Raw genomic sequence first — 17,733 nt, forward strand, 5'->3', positions numbered from 1 at the left:
AAATATGACAACAAATATTTTCACGAGAATGATGGACAGTATTTCTTCAGATTTACATCATCTAATGGATAAAAAGGAAGAGAAAAACCCGATTGCAGCATTAAATCACTATTTGCGTCAGAGCGAGCAGGAGAAGGAAAAGGTAAGAAAACTAATTGAACGTCAATATAAACTGAAAGATGAGTTTTCAAGTGAATATCTAAAAGCGCAAGATTTGGCGGATAAACGCTTAAAACAAGCGGAAATAGCTGAAAAAGCAGGGGAAACTTCAATGCACGAGTTTGCGATGAAAGAACATGAGGAGTACCAAAGTCGTGCAAACCGCTTAAAAGTCAGTCGTGAAGAAGCAATTGAGCAACTGATTTCATTGGAGCAAAAGTATGAAGAAATGAAGCATCGATTAAAGGATATGCATATGCGTCGTATGGAATTAATGGGCCGGGAAAATATCGCACGGGCTAATCAACGGATCAATCAAGTGATTGAAGATGTATCAGACAAACCTTTTGCAAAATTTGCTGAACTGGAACAATATATTGAGAACCTTGAATATCAAGTGAACAGTGCATACTATAAAAGCACATTCGACAGTAAAATTGCTAAGCTTGAAAAGGAATTGCTAGAAAAAGAAAACACCAAATAAACGTGATATACTAATAAGGCGTAGATTCCATCTGCGCCTTGAATTATTAAGAAAAGAAGGAGGCCAGCAATGTTTAAACATTTTACTACAAAAAATTATAACTGGATATTAATCATTGGTGTCATCCTTCTTTTGATTGAGTTTGTGTTTTCTTTTGGAGGAGCAATCATCCCTACGATTATATCTGGATTTTTCGTCTACGTCGGTTGGAAAAGCTTTAACCAACTCTGGGGGAAGATAGTTTTCTGGATTTCTTTAATTAGTATGATCTTTTCCATTTTGAGTCTTATGGCTGTCAGATTTATCATCTTTGCAGCAATCGTCATTTTTGTAATGAAGTTTTACGAGTCGACGAAGAAAGCAGTAAAAATTGCCCCGGTGCTCCCTGGTACTTCTAACCATGAACCACTCAGTAGAATGGAGCCTTTATTCGACCATACTTTCTTTGATGATCAGTTTACAGAGGAAACACCTTACCAGTGGCGCGATGTGAATATCCATGGGCTGATGGGGGATCGGATGATTGATTTAAGCAATACGGTGATCCCTAATGATACAGCAGTCATTTCCATTCGCCATGGACTTGGCAATATTGAAATCCTAGTACCGTATGAAGTGGAGATTAGCTTCCATCATAGTACGGTGTTTGGAAATGTGAGAGTTTTTCATGAAAACCATGAGAAAATATTCAATAAATCTATATTTTATCAAACAGCACAATATGATACAGCAGCAACAAGGGTTAAAATCATCACCTCTTTATTTTCTGGGGATATTGAGGTGAAACGTATATGAGTACGGTGATTCGTCATATTTTATCTGGAATATTGTTTAGTTTTTTGCTTACTATAGCTATATTGACTCTTGTATTTCATCTATTTCCTCCTGAATCATATGCTGTTTTATGGGAGAAGGAAATTGGCAATGTAGCATTTATTATCTGGTTATTAGGATTTGTGTTGGCTGGTGGGACGATATTTGGAATCTCCACAGGCTGGTATTGGAAGCAAAGACTTTATCGAATCGAACGCAAACTTGATAAGCTTAGTAAAGGTCAAAGGATTGATGATGAAAAGGAACCATATCATGAATTGAAAAGTATTGAAAAACGCCTAGAACTAATACAAACACGTATCGATCAACAAACAGAATTCGCACAAAAGATTGCAACAGAACGGGCAGAAGAAAGGGAAAAAAGTCTCCAGGAAATTGTTGTGCAAGAAAGGAATCGATTGGCTCGTGAGCTTCATGATTCAGTCAGCCAGCAACTTTTTGCGGCATCCATGATGATGGCTGCAATAAATCTGCATGATTTACCTGGAGACCATGAGATAAAGAAAAAAATGCAGCTTGTTGAAAAAATGCTTCAACAGTCCCAACTGGAGATGAGGGCTTTATTATTACATCTGCGTCCTGTTGCATTAAAAGGTAAATCACTTGTTGAAGGAATAGAAGAACTTCTTCGTGAAATGAAACAAAAAGTCTCCATGGATATTACTTGGACCGTAGAAGAATTATCAGCAGATAAAGGGATTGAGGATCAACTATTCCGTATCATGCAAGAAGCAATGTCAAATACACTACGTCATGCCATGGCAACAAGCTTTCATGTATTACTGATCAAAAGAGAAGACACGGTGATATTGCGCATTTCAGATGATGGTATTGGTTTTGATATGGAAAGAATGAAGACAGGATCCTACGGAATGCAGAATATGCGTGAACGTGCTTATGAGATAGGTGGTACATTCAAAGTTGTCAGTCTGCCGAATCAAGGTACAAAACTTGAAGTAAAAGTCCCGATACCAACTGAAACGAAAGGTAGGAAAGTAAATGATTAGAGTTCTATTTGCTGATGATCATGAAATGGTTCGTATTGGTGTTGCTTCTTATTTATCAGCACAACCGGATATTGAAGTCATCGCAGAAGCTGATGATGGGGAACCAGCAGTCAAATTGGCGCTCGAACTTAAGCCTGATATTATATTAATGGATTTGGTTATGAAGAAAATGGACGGTATTGAAGCGACTAAGCGTATTCTGAAAGAGTGGCCAGAGGCTAAAATCATCATTGTTACGAGCTTTCTTGATGATGAGAAGGTATACCCGGCGTTGGAAGCAGGTGCAACAAGCTATTTATTGAAAACATCCAAGGCAGATGAAATTGCAGAAGCCATTCGTGCGACTTATGACGGGCAAACGGTTTTAGAACCGGAAGTGACAGGTAAGTTGATGAATCGCATGAGAAAACCAAAGGAAGAAAAGCTTCATGAACAATTGACCGAGAGGGAAAAAGAAGTACTTCTTCTGCTTGCTGCTGGAAAAACGAATCAAGAGATAGCAGATGAATTGTTCATTGCGTTAAAAACAGTGAAAGTACACGTTAGTAACATTCTCGCTAAGTTGGAAGTCCAAGATCGGACCCAAGCTGTTATCTATGCATTTCAACACGATTTAGTTTAACTTTTACTGTATCAAAAGAACTAAAAATATTCAAAACTTAAATTGATTTCACTTACAGTTGAAAATGTAACGTCTAAACATGTAGTATTTCCAAGGAAAACTTCATGTTTTTTCGTTTATAAAGAAACATTTTGTCATTAATTGAAATATAATTGTAATATAACGATAACACGGCTGAAATTTAACGGTGCTATACTACCTTTGAACTAACAATATCATACATAAAATATTATCCACGAACTTGCATATAACAACCTGGCAATCATACATAGAGAAAAAGCATTAGTAGTGTAGGAAATGGGGAGCAATTAAGTTGAAAAAATCATTTGTAACTCTCGCTACAGTTACCGTTGTAGGTTTTGGCAGTGTGTTTTTCACTATGCCGGCAGCAGCTGAAACTTTAGATGAATTGAAAAGTAAACAAACTCAAATCAAAGAAGAAAGACAAGATATCAAAGCGAATTTATCCGATGCTGAAGCTGAAATAGCTGATTTGTTGATTGATTTGGAAAAATTAAATGACGAAATTGATAAAGTAAACAAAGCGCTTGCTGAAAATAAAGAAACAATGGAGAAAAATGAAAAATCCATAACAAAAACTGAGAATAAAGTAGAAAAGCTCGAAAAAGAAATCAAAGAACTTGAGGAAATGATTGAGAAACGTTTTGAAATATTGAAAGAACGTGCTGTTTCTTACCAAAAAAATGGTGGTAACGTTTCATACATAGAAGTACTTTTCGGATCCCAAAGCTTTATGGACTTCATTAGCCGCGTCAGTGCAATCAATAAGATTACTGAATCTGATGCTAATTTGATGGAGGAAATCGAAAAAGATAAAATAAAAGTTGAAGAGAAACAAGATGAAGTCCTTGTTAAGCTCGATGAATTGAAAGAATTAAGAGTTGAACTTGAAGGAATGCAACAGCTTATTAAAGATCAGCAAAAGCAAAATGAAGAAAAGAAAGCTGAATTGAAACAAAAAGAGGAAACTCTTGTTGCAAAAGTAAGTGACTTAGAGATGAAAGACAGTGAACTTGCTTCATTAGAAAGAGAAGTAAGACAAAATATCGACGTATTGACTCAGCCGGCAGCTGATGTGAAAGTTGCAAGCTCAAGTACAGATGCTTCAAATAAAGGCGATAAATTGACTACTGTTGCAAAAACAGAGTCTAAATCTAAATCTTCCGATTCATCTTCTAGACCAGCAGCAACTGGTGGTGTACAAACTGCAATAAATGCTGGTTTCGACCACTTAGGAACTCCTTACGTGTGGGGAGGTAAATCACCAGGCGGATTTGATTGTTCTGGTTTTGTATCTTGGGCATTTGCACAAGGCGGAATTTCAATTCCATCAAGTACGTCAGCTTTAGCATCAACTGGTACGAAAGTATCTGCTAGTGATATGCAACCGGGAGATATTGTGTTCTTCAACACTTATAAAACGAACGGTCATGTAGGTATTTATCTTGGTGGCGGTAAGTTTATCGGTGCACAAAACTCAACTGGTTTAGCAGTTGCAGACATGTCATCTGGATACTGGGCTGATAAATTTGCTGGTCACGTACGTAGTGTAAGATAATTATCATTTATAAAAACGACAAAATCCATCCTTGATTGGATGGATTTTGTCGTTTTTATAAATGATGTTTTTGGTTAACGATCTAATCTAATATTTTATAAAATAGTAGTTCTTCAATATAGACTCAATTCCACTGATATATTATAATAATTACAAGATAAGTGGGTGATTTTAATGGGAAGGTAAAACTTAAAATTGTAATGAATTTATTGTTCAATCAAGATGGTTTTACCGTCAGTGATTGGACATCAACAAATGTACGGAATATATATTTGAATAGCTTAAAATTAGGAGGTGAAGTTCCTATTGCCCCGCAATAGGAACATTAATTGGACGTATTGCCCATATTTAACTTACTTGCGGTTGCAGCACTGATTGGACTGACAGCATTTTTCGTAGCAGCGGAATTTGCTATAGTTAAAATCAGGAGCACGCAACTTGAACCACATATCGAAGAGGGTAAAAGATCAGCAGTTGCTGGAAAAAAAGTAGTTACTCACTTAGATGAATATTTATCAGCATGTCAGCTAGGAATCACACTTACTGCATTAGGAATCGGACGTCTGGCAGAACCAACATTCGAGAAAATGTTACATCCAGTGCTCGCCTATTTTAATATTGGTGATGCAATGGTTACGACACTCTCCATCGTAATCTCTTTTCTTTTTGCAACCTTCTTGCACGTTGTCATCGGGGAATTAGCACCGAAAACAATTGCGATTCAAAAAGCAGAAGAAGTTACACTATTAGTTTCCAGACCACTTATTTGGTTTTACCGACTGCTCTATCCGTTCATTTGGTTATTGAATGGTACTGCACGTTTAATTGTAAAAGCATTAGGGTTTAAACCGATGAGCAGCCACGAAGAAACACATACCGAAGAGGAACTTCGCTTAATATTAGCTGACAGCTATAAAAGTGGTGAGATTAATCAAGCAGAAATGATGTATGTCAACAACATTTTTGATTTTGATGAGCGAGTAGCAAGGGAAATCATGATACCACGAACAGAAATGGTATATTTCTTAAAAAATGATACTTTTGAAGATAATCTTAATGTAATCTTGGACGGTCAATTTACAAGATACCCTGTAGCTGATGAAGATAAGGATAATATTATTGGTTTAGTTAACTTAAAAGAAATCTTTACAGGCCATCTTCAGGACAAAAATGTTTCCATTGAACAGTTTATCCGGCCAATTCTTCACGTATCGGAAGCGACGCCGATTAAACAAGTTCTTCTTAAAATGCAAAAAGAACGTATTCATATGGCGATTGTAAATGATGAATATGGTGGTACAGCAGGATTAATCACTGTAGAAGATATACTGGAAGAAATTGTTGGAGATATCCGAGATGAGTTTGATGAGGATGAAATACCTGATGTACAGGAAGTAAATGATAAGATATTGATTGTTTCTGGTAAGCTTCATCTGGAAGATTTGAATCAAATTCTGGGAATTGAATTGGATGATGATGAAGTAGATACAATAGGTGGTTGGATGTTTACATCGAACCTTGATGCTCAGGAAGGTGTCGTCATTGATTATGAAGAACACCGCTTCGTCATTGAAGAAATGGATGGGTATCAAATTAAGAAAGTGAAAATAATAAAACCATAATAATATATACTGGACGAGCAGATTGCTCGTCCTTTTAATAGGAAAACCACCTGAACGCAACGGGCAATTCATATGGGTTAAGAGACCTTGGTGATGGAGTGGAAGTCATTGGTAGATAAAATGACGATGTTAAGTTCTTTCTGTCTTAATGATCAGTCTCTTGACTATCCATTGAAAATTGTAAGTACGTTCTATATAATAGAACTTAATTGCATAGTAAAAGGTTTTCTAGGGTTCCGCAATTTTACGTTGGCCTGGTCCAAGGGAAAACCCACAGCATTGCTGTGACACGGACGGATAAAAGCCTAGGAGATACTGTTTTTACAGTTTCTCCTAGGCTTTTTTATGTCGGGATTATAGAAAATTGGAGGTGCTTCAATGACTAAAGATTGGATGAAAGTTTTTATTGCAGCTTTTTTTGAGGTGTTTTGGGTGATTGGTTTAAAATACGCATCTGATTTTTGGACATGGGCTGGTACAGCTGTTGCTATTTTCATCAGCTTTTATCTAATGATAATGGCTGGGCGAAAATTGCCGGTCGGAACGGTGTATGCCATTTTTGTAGGGTTGGGTACAGCGGGTACGGTATTTTCGGAGATTGTATTTTTTAATGAGCCATTTGAAGTCGTGAAGATTATTTTGATTATTATTTTGTTGTCGGGTGTTATCGGTTTGAAATTGGTCACACCAAACGATATTGAGGAAGGGGATGAGTCATAATGGCTTGGTTAGCTTTAGTTTGTGCTGGTTTGTTTGAAATGTTGGGAGTATTAATGATAAACAAACTGCATAAAGACCGTACGTGGCAATCTTTCTTTTACTTGATTACTTCATTTAGTATAAGTTTTATATTGCTTGGCTACTCCATGGAAACTCTTCCAATGGGTACCGCTTATGCCATCTGGACGGGAATTGGTGCATCTGGGGGAGCGATTTTAGGCATGATTTTTTATGGTGAGTCAAAAGATTGGAGAAGAATGGTCTTTATAGGCATGATATTAGGTGCTACCATCGGTCTGAAACTCGTTTCCTAGTCTGCAAAGGCAGATAGATTCTTGTCTAGCTTGAAAATTAGCTTTCTCTAGGACTAAATTAACTAATTACATCATATGTTTAATCACACCATATTAAGGGTAAATACTAGGAGAACCAAATTACCTTTTCAATAGGAGGCGGTTGAATGAGTTTCACCATTTCGGAAACGATTGCCTGGCTTCGAAATGTACACAAAGACGGGGCCGACAAGGTGTTTACAATGTATCTCAATACAGATCGTTCCGATAAGGAGCAGCAGGGTGGAGAGTGGAAAATTCATTTCAAAAATGGTATGCGTAATTTCGAAAAATACTTAAAGCAGGATAGCAATAAAGAGGAACTGGCTAACTTTCAAAAAGTAAAAAAGAAGGTTACGAATTTCATTAAAGAACATGAACAAAGTTTCCAAAAAGGTGTCATTGTTTTCGCTAGTGCAGATGACGACGTTTGGTTTGCTAAGTGCGTACAAATGCGTTTGAAAGATGAATTTTATTGGCAAGAGACTCCGGAAATCCATCAGCTTGTTGAGTTAAAGGAAAGGTATCCGAAGATTGGTGTTATACTTGTTCAGCAAAATCAGGTTAAGGTGATAGATTCGGAAACAAACAGAATTAAAGATACAAAAGTATTTGAATTGGATGTGGATACGGAAGATTGGAAGGTACAAGGTACGCGACGTCTTCATACAACTGGTGCGGGTGGACCTAATATGCAGAAGGATAACTTTGCATCCCGTTTCGCAGCAAACCAACAGCGTTGGTATAAGAAAATAGCTCCTAAGTTGGATAAGCTGGCGAAGGATTATCAGTGGGAGCGAATCTATTTGATAGGTGAGGCGGACAGCACAAAAGAATTGGAGAAATCAATGAACAAGCAGATTGATGCTGTATTGCAGAAGAATATGTTAGATCATGAGGAAACAAAAGTGCTTGAAGAAGTGCTTGCTTAATAATAAGAAGGAAGGTCGATTCGACCTTCCTTCATTCTTCTGATAAATACTCTTCATTTACATAACCTTCAAATTCGTCCGTAATCACTTTTACCCACTTATCACCGTTATCTTCTACTTGAACTTCTTGTCCCTGGACTAGGAGGCCGGCAATTTCATAATCAATTCCAGGACCGGTTCTAGCATTCAGCGTTTCTGCGACCACAGTCCTCGTGGAAAGGGTGATCTCAGCATCTGTTGAATCTTCTTCAACTTCCTCCGTATCGTCATTTTCATTAAGTACAGAACCTGCTGCTCCGGCCACTGAGTCGGTTTCCTCGTCGTTATCTCCGTCATTATCACTTGCGTTCGTTTCTGCTGTTGGTATATCAGTGAACTCGGGGTTGTTGAAATTTTGTTGCATAATCACTACGAAAGCTATAAATGCGAGAGAAAGAATATTAAGTAAAATTGCAAAAAAGGTTTGACGTTTTTTCATTTTAAAGCTCCTAAACTATGATATCTAGTAGTAGTATACATGAATTCGCAGTAAATGTCTTTCATTGTCGAATACGCGACAAAAAAATGAGGTACTGACTTTCTAGTCGGTACCTCTAAACGTCTTCTTTATATTTGAACTGATTAACAACTTGGACAGAGCCCATAGATTTCAAATTTATGATCTTCAATTCGATAATCGGGAAGTTTATTCTCCACTTCTTCCATAGGACATACATTTATCTCTTTTGTTTTGCCACAGGAACTGCATATAAAATGATGATGATGGTGGGTTGTGCATTTCATCCGAAAATGTTTTTCTCCATTTAACTCCGTGTTTTCCAGAATTTTCATTTCTGCATATAAATGTAGGTTACGATAAACCGTATCGGGACTAATGCCTTCATATTTTTCTTCCATAAATTGCAAAAGGTCTTTTGCTGTGCGGTAACCATCCGCTTGTTCAAAAAATGCTAAAATGTCTTTTCTGCGTCCTGTTGTCTTGTATCCTTTTTTGGTTAGTATTTCTATAGCTTGCTTAACATCCATTAGGCTTCCCTCATTTCATTTGTTGACTTACGACTCCGTTTATAACCAATGGACAATAATAAAATCGTAACGGCAATCATGACAATTGTTCCACCAGGTGGAATGCTCAAATAATATCCTGATACAATACCAATGATAACAGAAATTTCACCGAATAGGATAGAGAGTAGCATCATTTGCTTAAACCCTTTTGAAATTCGCATAGCAGCAGCCACTGGTAAGGTCATCAAAGCCGACACAAGCAGTACTCCGACGATCCGAATGGAAGCTGCAATTACAAGCGATGTGAGTACAATAAATAATAGATGTATCCGTTTCGTATGAATACCGGAAATTGTTGCATGCTCTTCATCAAAGGAAAGGGTGAATAGCTCTTTATAAAAAATAGTAATAATACCTACAACAATGATAAAAATAGAGAAAATCAGTAGAAAATCATTTTGACTCACTGCAGAAACAGAGCCAAACAAATAACCGAATAAATCGGTGTTAAACCCATTAGCCACCGAAATGAAAATAACACTCAATCCTACTCCAGTAGATAATATGATTGGAATCGCCAATTCTTGATAATTTTTATAAACGGAACGTAGTTTTTCAATACCTATAGATCCAATAACAGAAAAAGCCATCCCGCTATACAAAGGTGAAAATGTAATGAGAAGCAATTTTTCCATCATGAGACCAAATGCAATCCCGGCCAGTGTTACGTGGGATAATGAATCAGCGATCAGTGATAATCGTCTTACAACAATAAAAGTACCCAGCAAAGGGGCGATTATTCCAATCAAAATTCCAGTTAAAAATGTATAGCGTAAAAAATCATATTGTATAAAGTCTGCGATCATATTGTCTTTCCCCCTTACGCTTCATGGGCAATTGTTGTTACCGGATGCCCATAAAATAAAGATAAGTCCTCATCCGATAGGGAGGAATATTCTTCGGGGTTTCCATGGAAATGCAAGGTTCTATTCAAGCAGACAATATCTGTCGCATATTCAGTCATAATCCCGGTGTCGTGGGTGACTAGTAGCATCGTGATTTGCTGCTCCTTATTAAGTTTATCTAGCAGCTCATAAAAACGTTTCACATTTCCTTGGTCCACTCCGACGGTAGGTTCGTCAAGAATCATTAATTCTGGTTCATTAACTAATGCTCTTGCAATGAAAACACGCTGTTGTTGGCCACCTGATAGGTTGCCGATATTTTCAAAGGCATAATCAAGCATATCAACCATTTCTATGGCCGCCAATACCTGTTCTCTATGTGACTTTTTCATAAATTTAAAGTACCCAAGCTTAGCTGTGAGCCCAGTGGATACCACTTCAAATACCGTTGCCGGAAAACCTGCGTTAAAGCTATTTGCTTTTTGTGAAACGAATCCGATTTTTTCACGATGTTGAAACTTCTCAATAGGAGTATTAAATAATTTAATTTCTCCTTCATCTGGTTTCAACAAGCCTAGTATCAATTTAATTAATGTGGTTTTTCCACCGCCGTTTGGTCCAACAAGTCCCATAAACTTTCCTTTTGGTATTTCAAAATTAACTTTTTTAAGAATAGGTTTATTTTCATAGGTAAAGTTTATGTTGTTCATTGTTACAATTGGTTCACTCATAGAAACACTCCCTTCATATAACAAATTAGTCCATTGCCTTATCAAGTACTTGTAAGTTTTCTCTCATGATTGAGAGGTAGTCTTCCTTTTCAGCTATATCTTCATCAGTAAGTACAGCCAGGTTATGGATAATCAAAACTTCTGCATCGATTTCCTTTTGGATGACTTCAGATGTCCGTGTTGTTACGTTTTGTTCAAAAATAATATATTCTAGTCCGTGCTCCTGTGCAGTGTCAACAATGGCGATCAAGTCTTTTTGTGACGGCTCATTCTCTGTGGAAATTCCATGAATCGCTATTTGTTCCAAATCATAGCGGTCTTCCCAATATCCGAAAGCAGCGTGAGTTACAAGGATTTGCTTGTTCTGTTTTTGAGTGATTACTTGTTCATATTCTTCATGAAGTTCTTGAAGTTCAGCTTGCACTGTTTCAAGATTTTCATTTAACTTTTCTGCTTCTTCAGGGTATATTTCAACGAGCTCATCCTTCACAATTTCCGCAATCTCTATCATGCGGATCGGGTCAAGCCATATATGAGGATCAAAATCACTGTGTTCATGATCATGATCTTCCGACTCATGGTCATGGTCGCTAGGTAGGAAGAGCTCTTGATGAGAGCCTATCTCAATTAGATTCACATCCTGATTTTCCAAAGCGTTCGCAGCTGTAGACGCCAGCGCTTCTAAGCCGGCACCGATATAGAAGAATGCCTTTCCTTCCGCAATATCTGTGAGATCTTTTGCCGTTGGTTCATACGTATGTTCATCGACCCCAGGTGGGTATACCGATTGAACATCAACGAGATCACCAGCAATATTTTTCACTAAATACTGTAATGGATATATCGTTGTATAAATTATATCTTTATTATTTTTGTTACCTGTTGTATTTCCACAACCGGATAATAAGAGAGCAATTGATAAAATAAGTAATAATCCTTTTAAAATTTTCACGTAAGTCCTCCTGATAAGTGCTATTGAATAAAATGATAAAATTTAATAAAATAAAGCATTAAAACAAAGTGTATGATAAAATCAATTTCTATCATATCGTAATCATTACGATTTGTAAATAATAATCATTACGATTTAGAAAAAAATATAATTGTGTACGGTGTAGAATGGAGAATTTTTTCGACATACTTATTGCGAAATATCTGAAAGTATTTTATACTTAAAATAACTGAATAAGGTGTCACCTTATTTTTTTACAGATTAATGAATGAACATTCATTCAAATAGTGGATTGGGGGATAAAACATGAAACGGACTATCAAGCGGGCTGCAGTTTTAGGGTCAGGTGTCATGGGTTCTGGAATAGCAGCACACTTGGCGAACAACGGTATTCCGGTTTTAATGCTCGATATTGTTCCAAACAAATTAAGCGAAAAGGAAGAAAAACAGGGGCTGACGTTACAAGACAAGAGCGTCAGAAACAAATTTGCCGATAGCGGAAAACAAGCATTGTTGAAGCAAAAACCTTCACCGATCACTTCAAAGCACAGTCTGGAATTTATTGAAACTGGTAATTTTGAAGATGATATGGACCGTTTATCAGAAGCTGATTGGATAGTTGAAGTTGTCACTGAAAATTTGGAGATAAAAAAACAATTACTAAGTAAAGTGGATCAACATCGCCGCGAGGGTACAATTGTCAGTTCCAATACATCCGGTATCTCGGTTGAAGCGATGATTGAGGATTGCGGTGAGGATATGAAGAAACATTTTCTAGGTACTCATTTCTTTAACCCTCCACGCTACTTGAAGCTATTGGAAGTTATACCAACAAGGCATACAGACAGCTCGGTTCTTAGCTTTATGAAGGAGTTTGGTGAGAATGTGCTTGGAAAAGGTGTAGTGGAAGCTAAAGATACACCAAACTTTATTGCTAACCGTATCGGCACGTATGGGTTACTTGTAACTGTTAGAGAAATGCTGGAAAAAGGCTTTAGTGTGGGAGAAGTCGATTCGGTTACCGGCCCATTGATTGGAAGACCAAAGAGTGCCACATTCCGAACGTTGGATGTTGTTGGTCTCGACACGTTCCTTCATGTGGCTAAAAATGTATACGATCAAGTGGAAGGGCAAGAAAAGGCAGTTTTTGACCCTCCAGAATTTATGATAAGAATGGTTGAAAATGGTTGGCTTGGTTCCAAATCAGGGCAAGGATTCTATCAGAAAAAGGGTGGAGTTATTTATGAACTAGACCCAAAGACATTGGAATATGGAGAGCGTAAGAAATTAAAAACACCGGCTATTGAAATGGCGAAGCAAGCGAAAGGTTCTCGCGGAAAAATGAAAGCGCTTCTTTCAGTGGAAGGCGATCCAGCAGCAGAACTAGTATGGTCCTTATTGAAACCAGTACTAATATACTCAGCAGAGCTTGTTGGAGAGATTGCAGATGACATTGTTGCTATTGATCAAGCGATGAAATGGGGCTTTGGCTGGGAATTAGGTCCATTTGAAACATGGGATGCAATTGGTTTAAAGAATGCGGCTAAGCGGATGGAGAATGAAGGAGAAACAGTTCCTGCATGGGTGTGGGAATTAATAGAGAAAGGCCATGAATCATTTTACATTAAAGAAAATAATACGATCACATTTTACGATGGCGCAGATTTTCAACCGCTAAAGACGAATGAGAAAGAAATAAACCTAAGACACTATAAAAATGACAAAAATGTTATTAAGAAGAATACTGGTGCCAGTTTAATAGATATTGGCGATGGCGTCCTTTTATTAGAATTCCATTCACCGAATAATGCAATTGGCCTTGATATTATGCAGATGGTAAATACGGCAATTGAAGAAGCGGAGAAGAATTATGAAGGGCTTGTCATCGGTAACCAAGGCAAGAATTTCTGTGTCGGAGCAAACCTGGCATTAATGCTGATGGAAGCACAGGATGATAATTTTTATGAACTCGATATGGTCATCCGTCAGTTCCAAAACATGACGATGAATATTAAATACGCAAATAAACCAGTTGTTGTCGCACCGTTCAATATGGCTTTAGGTGGAGGTGCTGAAGTATCTCTACCAGCTGCTGCAATTCAGGCATCACCAGAGACTTATATGGGACTTGTGGAATTTGGTGTTGGACTCATACCTGGTGGGGGCGGAACGAAAGAGCTTTACCTTAAACAACTGAGAAACATGCCAAAGGATGTTGATTTTGACCTGACAAAAGTTGCTAATGATGTGTTTGAAAAAGTAGCTACAGCAAAAGTTTCCACATCAGCAAAAGAAGCGATGGAACTTGGGTACCTGGATCAAGGAGATGCTATCAGCGCAAATCCTGATCACTTAATCTACGATGCCAAGCAAAAAGTATTAAGTTTGGCTGAAGCTGGTTACCGGGCACCAGCGAGGGAGATGATCCCTGTTGTCGGAGATGCTGGATACGCGGCAATGGCATTGGGAGCAAAGAACTTGCAATTAAGCGGATATGCTTCTGAATATGATGTAAAAATAGCGGAGAAGCTAGCCTATGTTTTATCAGGTGGAAGAATCAAAGAGGGTTCCGTGATTGATGAGCAGACGATGCTCGACTTGGAGCGGGAAGCATTCTTGAGTTTAATAGGGGAACCGAAAACTCAAGCAAGAATGCAGCATATGCTCATGAAAGGTAAACCGTTACGTAATTAATAGTAGAGGGGGAGAAAATGTGAAAGAAGCAGTAATTGTTGCAGGAGCTAGAACCCCTGTAGGTAAAGCGAAAAAAGGTAGTCTGGCAAATGCCAGGCCAGATGACTTGGCTGCTATGACGATAAAAGAGACATTAAAACGGGCGGGTGACTACTCGGGCAATATTGATGATGTGATAATCGGCTGTGCCATGCCGGAAGCTGAACAAGGGATGAATATGGCTCGTAATATTGCCGGTTTAGCCGGACTTCCAAAAGAAGTTCCAGGGATTACGATCAATCGCTACTGTTCATCTGGTTTGCAAAGTATCGCATATGGAGCGGAACGGATAATGGTTGGTGCGAGCGATACAATCATCGCTGGTGGGGCGGAATCTATGAGTCTTATCCCAATGGGTGGCCATGTCATCAAGCCAAATCCGAAACTGGTTGAGGATGCGGTTGGGTATTATATGGGCATGGGTCACACTGCCGAAGAAGTTGCTAATCGTTTCAATATATCTCGAGCTGACCAGGATGCATTTGCAGCTCAAAGCCATGAGCGTGCTGCTAAAGCAATTCGAGAAGGAAAATTTGATGATGAAATCGTCCCTGTAGAATTAACGGAACGAGTAGTTGGGCCAAATAATAAAATTATAGAAAAAACAAAGCGCTTTGAAATGGATGAAGGGGTACGGGAAGACACGAATGTTGAAGTTTTATCTAAACTGAGACCAGCTTTCCATGTGAAAGGTTCCGTTACAGCCGGAAACTCCTCGCAAATGAGTGATGGAGCTGGAACCGTACTATTGATGGAGCATGAGAAAGCAAAGGCAGAAGGATTACAACCATTATTAAAGTTCCGTTCCTATGCTGTGGCAGGGGTGGAGCCAGAAATAATGGGTGTCGGTCCGGTGGAAGCAATTCCTAAGGCATTAAAAATTGCTGGTTTAGAGTTATCGGACATTGGATTAATAGAATTAAATGAAGCATTTGCTTCCCAATCGCTGCGTGTCATTGAAGCGTTGGACTTGGATACTTCCATTGTCAATGTAAATGGAGGTGCAATCGCACTAGGCCATCCTCTAGGAATGACTGGAACGAAATTGACCTTGACTTTGGCCTATGAAATGAAAAGAAGGAACGTACAATTTGGATTAGTGACAATGTGTGTTGGTGGTGGAATGGGAGCTGCAGGAGTATTTGAGCTTGTACAATGATAATACTAAAAAAGGGGTAGATGAACATGAGTGAAACAAAAGATAAAATTTTTAAGGGTGGTGCCTTCCTAATTGATGAATTAACTGGAGAAGACATTATAACTCCAGAAGATCTTACTGACGAACATAAGATGATTGCTAAAACGACAGAGGACTATGTCGTTAACGAAGTACTGCCTCTTGTTGACAAGTTGGAAAACCACGAATTTGATTATTCCGTTGAATTACTGAAAAAAGCCGGAGAACTAGGACTCTTAGGTGCAGACGTACCCGAGGCATACGGAGGTCTTGGTTTAGACAAAATCAGTTCATCACTGATTACGGAAAAAATGTCACGTGCAGGTGGTTTTTCAGTCACTCATGGGGCACATGTAGGCATCGGTTCTTTACCTATTGTATTCTTCGGTAACAAAGAGCAAAAGGAAAAGTACTTACCGAAGCTTGCTACAGGTGACTTGCTTGCAGCATATGCCCTGACGGAACCAGGTTCAGGATCGGATGCTTTAGGTGCAAAAACGACTGCAAAACTTAATGAAGCAGGCACTCACTATATATTGAATGGAGAAAAACAGTGGATTACGAACTCTGCTTTTGCAGATGTATTTATCGTGTACGCCAAAATCGATGGTGAGCATTTTACGGCATTTATCGTTGAACGCGATTACCCAGGGGTATCGACGGGTGTAGAAGAACAAAAAATGGGGATAAAGAGCTCATCCACCCGTACATTGATTCTGGAGGATGCTGAAGTACCAGTTGAGAATCTATTAGGTGAAAAAGGCCGTGGTCATATTATAGCCTTTAACATCTTAAACGTAGGTCGATATAAACTGGCAGTTGGTGGAGTTGGAGGTTCCAAACGTGCATTGGAACTATCAGCAAAATATGTGAATGAACGTAAACAATTCAATGTGCCAATCTCCAGCTTCTCTCTTACTCAGTCTAAACTGGCGACAATGGCAAGTGAAATTTATGCAAACGAAAGTGCAGTCTATCGTACGGTTGGATTGTTTGAACAGCGTATGGGGGCATTGACCGATGAGCAGCTTGAGGATGGTCGTGAAATTGCACGTGCTATTGCAGAATATCAAATCGAGTGCTCCATCACTAAATACATGGCGACAGAACTGCTTGATCGTACAGCTGATGAAGCGGTCCAGCTACATGGTGGATATGGGTTTATGCAGGAATACGAAGTGGAAAGGATTTATCGCGATTCCCGGATTAACCGTATTTTTGAAGGAACTAATGAGATCAACCGACTGCTCGTTCCTGGTACGTTATTGAAAAAGGCGTTGAAAGGTGAATTACCGCTTCTGCAAAAAGCACAAGGACTACAAGAAGAGCTCATGATGATGATGCCAGAGGAAGTAGGATCCGAACCATTAGAACAAGAAAAACATCTTGTTCGTAATTCCAAAAAAATTGCACTACTTGGAGCAGGAATTGCAGCACAGAAATACATGCAAAAGATTGAAAAAGAACAGGAAGTTCTCGTTCATTTGGCGAATATGGTCGGAGAAATTTTTAATATGGAATCAGCTGTACTCCGTACTGAAAAAGCAATCAGTAAATCAGGCTTAGAAAAAAATGAGCAGAAACTTCTATATACACAAGTTTATGTCCAAGAAGCATTCAACAGAATTGAAGCGGCTGCAAAAGAAGTTTTAATAGCCGTGGAAGAAGGAGACTCACTGCGGATGATGTTATCGGCGCTACGTAAATTAACAAGACATAATCCGACAAATGTTATTGCCAAGAAACGTGAGATAGCGAAGTCGATCATAGAAAGTGAAAAATATATTGTTTGATGGATATTTGCTCGGAGTCGGAGAATCGACTCCGGGCACATTTTTTATGGTCTTCGAAAACCCTCGGCTACGCCGGGGGTTCCGTAGAGCTTCTAGCGTGGGGTCAAAAAAGGCCTCCTTCATGGTAAAATATGGTTGGTTTC

General features: G+C 38.6%; 17 protein-coding genes and 1 riboswitch. Of the genes, 12 read left to right on the forward strand and 5 right to left on the reverse strand.

The annotated features are described in order from the left end of the window. The first annotated feature begins 4 nt into the window (after window positions 1-4). The 9 genes from ACFSBH_RS09525 (at window position 5) to ACFSBH_RS09565 (ending at window position 8,291) form a co-directional block, all read left to right on the forward strand. On the forward strand, window positions 5-643 hold the full coding sequence (locus tag ACFSBH_RS09525) for a PspA/IM30 family protein (protein WP_251511417.1): 639 nt from the start codon (window positions 5-7) through the stop codon (window positions 641-643). A 69-nt stretch (window positions 644-712) separates the two neighbouring features. Further along, a complete protein-coding gene (gene liaF / locus ACFSBH_RS09530; protein ID WP_251511420.1) occupies window positions 713-1,438 on the forward strand; it encodes a cell wall-active antibiotics response protein LiaF in 726 nt (241 codons plus the stop codon). Beyond that, window positions 1,435-2,484, forward strand: coding sequence for a sensor histidine kinase (locus tag ACFSBH_RS09535; protein ID WP_379597227.1), 1,050 nt, complete (start codon window positions 1,435-1,437; stop codon window positions 2,482-2,484). Before liaF ends, ACFSBH_RS09535 begins: the two co-directional genes overlap by 4 nt. After that, window positions 2,477-3,106: a response regulator gene (locus ACFSBH_RS09540; RefSeq protein ID WP_379597229.1), complete on the forward strand. Its 630-nt coding sequence runs from the start codon at window positions 2,477-2,479 to the stop codon at window positions 3,104-3,106. The genes ACFSBH_RS09535 and ACFSBH_RS09540 overlap by 8 nt, the downstream gene beginning before the upstream one ends. Before the next feature lie 313 nt (window positions 3,107-3,419). Then, complete coding sequence (locus ACFSBH_RS09545) at window positions 3,420-4,685, forward strand: C40 family peptidase (RefSeq protein WP_379597231.1); 1,266 nt, start codon at window positions 3,420-3,422, stop codon at window positions 4,683-4,685. A 338-nt stretch (window positions 4,686-5,023) separates the two neighbouring features. Further along, a complete protein-coding gene (locus tag ACFSBH_RS09550; RefSeq protein ID WP_379597248.1) occupies window positions 5,024-6,307 on the forward strand; it encodes a hemolysin family protein in 1,284 nt (427 codons plus the stop codon). Window positions 6,308-6,524: 217 nt separating this feature from the next. After that, a riboswitch (guanidine-I (ykkC/yxkD leader) is annotated at window positions 6,525-6,621 on the forward strand. 64 nt (window positions 6,622-6,685) lie between these two features. Then, on the forward strand, window positions 6,686-7,027 hold the full coding sequence (locus tag ACFSBH_RS09555) for a DMT family transporter (RefSeq protein ID WP_251511432.1): 342 nt from the start codon (window positions 6,686-6,688) through the stop codon (window positions 7,025-7,027). After that, entirely contained in the window at window positions 7,027-7,341 is a 315-nt protein-coding gene (locus ACFSBH_RS09560; RefSeq protein ID WP_379597233.1) for a DMT family transporter, read from the forward strand. The genes ACFSBH_RS09555 and ACFSBH_RS09560 overlap by 1 nt, the downstream gene beginning before the upstream one ends. 146 nt (window positions 7,342-7,487) lie before the next feature. Beyond that, a complete protein-coding gene (locus ACFSBH_RS09565; protein ID WP_379597235.1) occupies window positions 7,488-8,291 on the forward strand; it encodes a VLRF1 family aeRF1-type release factor in 804 nt (267 codons plus the stop codon). A 31-nt stretch (window positions 8,292-8,322) separates the two neighbouring features. Here the strand turns inward: ACFSBH_RS09565 and ACFSBH_RS09570 are convergent, their stop codons facing one another. The 5 genes from ACFSBH_RS09570 to ACFSBH_RS09590 all read right to left on the reverse strand — a co-directional run bounded on the left by ACFSBH_RS09570 (window position 8,323) and on the right by ACFSBH_RS09590 (window position 11,887). Continuing rightward, window positions 8,323-8,769, reverse strand: a complete 447-nt coding sequence (locus ACFSBH_RS09570; protein ID WP_379597237.1) for an SH3 domain-containing protein — start codon at window positions 8,767-8,769, stop codon at window positions 8,323-8,325. Between the two features lie 143 nt (window positions 8,770-8,912). Then, window positions 8,913-9,317 (reverse strand): Fur family transcriptional regulator, encoded by a 405-nt coding sequence (locus ACFSBH_RS09575; RefSeq protein ID WP_251511458.1) that lies wholly within the window; start codon window positions 9,315-9,317, stop codon window positions 8,913-8,915. Continuing rightward, on the reverse strand, window positions 9,317-10,165 hold the full coding sequence (locus ACFSBH_RS09580) for a metal ABC transporter permease (RefSeq protein ID WP_251511460.1): 849 nt from the start codon (window positions 10,163-10,165) through the stop codon (window positions 9,317-9,319). The genes ACFSBH_RS09575 and ACFSBH_RS09580 overlap by 1 nt, the downstream gene beginning before the upstream one ends. Window positions 10,166-10,179: 14 nt before the next feature. After that, window positions 10,180-10,935 (reverse strand): metal ABC transporter ATP-binding protein, encoded by a 756-nt coding sequence (locus tag ACFSBH_RS09585; RefSeq protein WP_251511464.1) that lies wholly within the window; start codon window positions 10,933-10,935, stop codon window positions 10,180-10,182. Between the two features lie 25 nt (window positions 10,936-10,960). Then, the gene (locus tag ACFSBH_RS09590) at window positions 10,961-11,887 is read right to left on the reverse strand and encodes a metal ABC transporter solute-binding protein, Zn/Mn family (protein ID WP_251511478.1); all 927 of its coding nucleotides are present in this window, start codon (window positions 11,885-11,887) and stop codon (window positions 10,961-10,963) included. 306 nt (window positions 11,888-12,193) lie between these two features. Here ACFSBH_RS09590 and ACFSBH_RS09595 point away from each other — a divergent pair, with 306 nt between their 5' ends. From ACFSBH_RS09595 to ACFSBH_RS09605, 3 genes are read left to right on the forward strand one after another with little or no spacing between them, the layout of a single operon-like run. Next, the gene (locus ACFSBH_RS09595; protein ID WP_251511481.1) at window positions 12,194-14,581 is read left to right on the forward strand and encodes a 3-hydroxyacyl-CoA dehydrogenase/enoyl-CoA hydratase family protein; all 2,388 of its coding nucleotides are present in this window, start codon (window positions 12,194-12,196) and stop codon (window positions 14,579-14,581) included. A gap of 19 nt (window positions 14,582-14,600) precedes the next feature. Further along, a complete protein-coding gene (locus tag ACFSBH_RS09600; protein ID WP_379597241.1) occupies window positions 14,601-15,779 on the forward strand; it encodes an acetyl-CoA C-acetyltransferase in 1,179 nt (392 codons plus the stop codon). Window positions 15,780-15,805: 26 nt separating this feature from the next. Next, window positions 15,806-17,590: an acyl-CoA dehydrogenase family protein gene (locus ACFSBH_RS09605; protein ID WP_251511487.1), complete on the forward strand. Its 1,785-nt coding sequence runs from the start codon at window positions 15,806-15,808 to the stop codon at window positions 17,588-17,590. Window positions 17,591-17,733: the final 143 nt, after the last annotated feature.

This window comes from Oceanobacillus luteolus (genome assembly GCF_042678205.1).
GTDB lineage: Bacteria > Bacillota > Bacilli > Bacillales > Amphibacillaceae > Oceanobacillus > Oceanobacillus luteolus.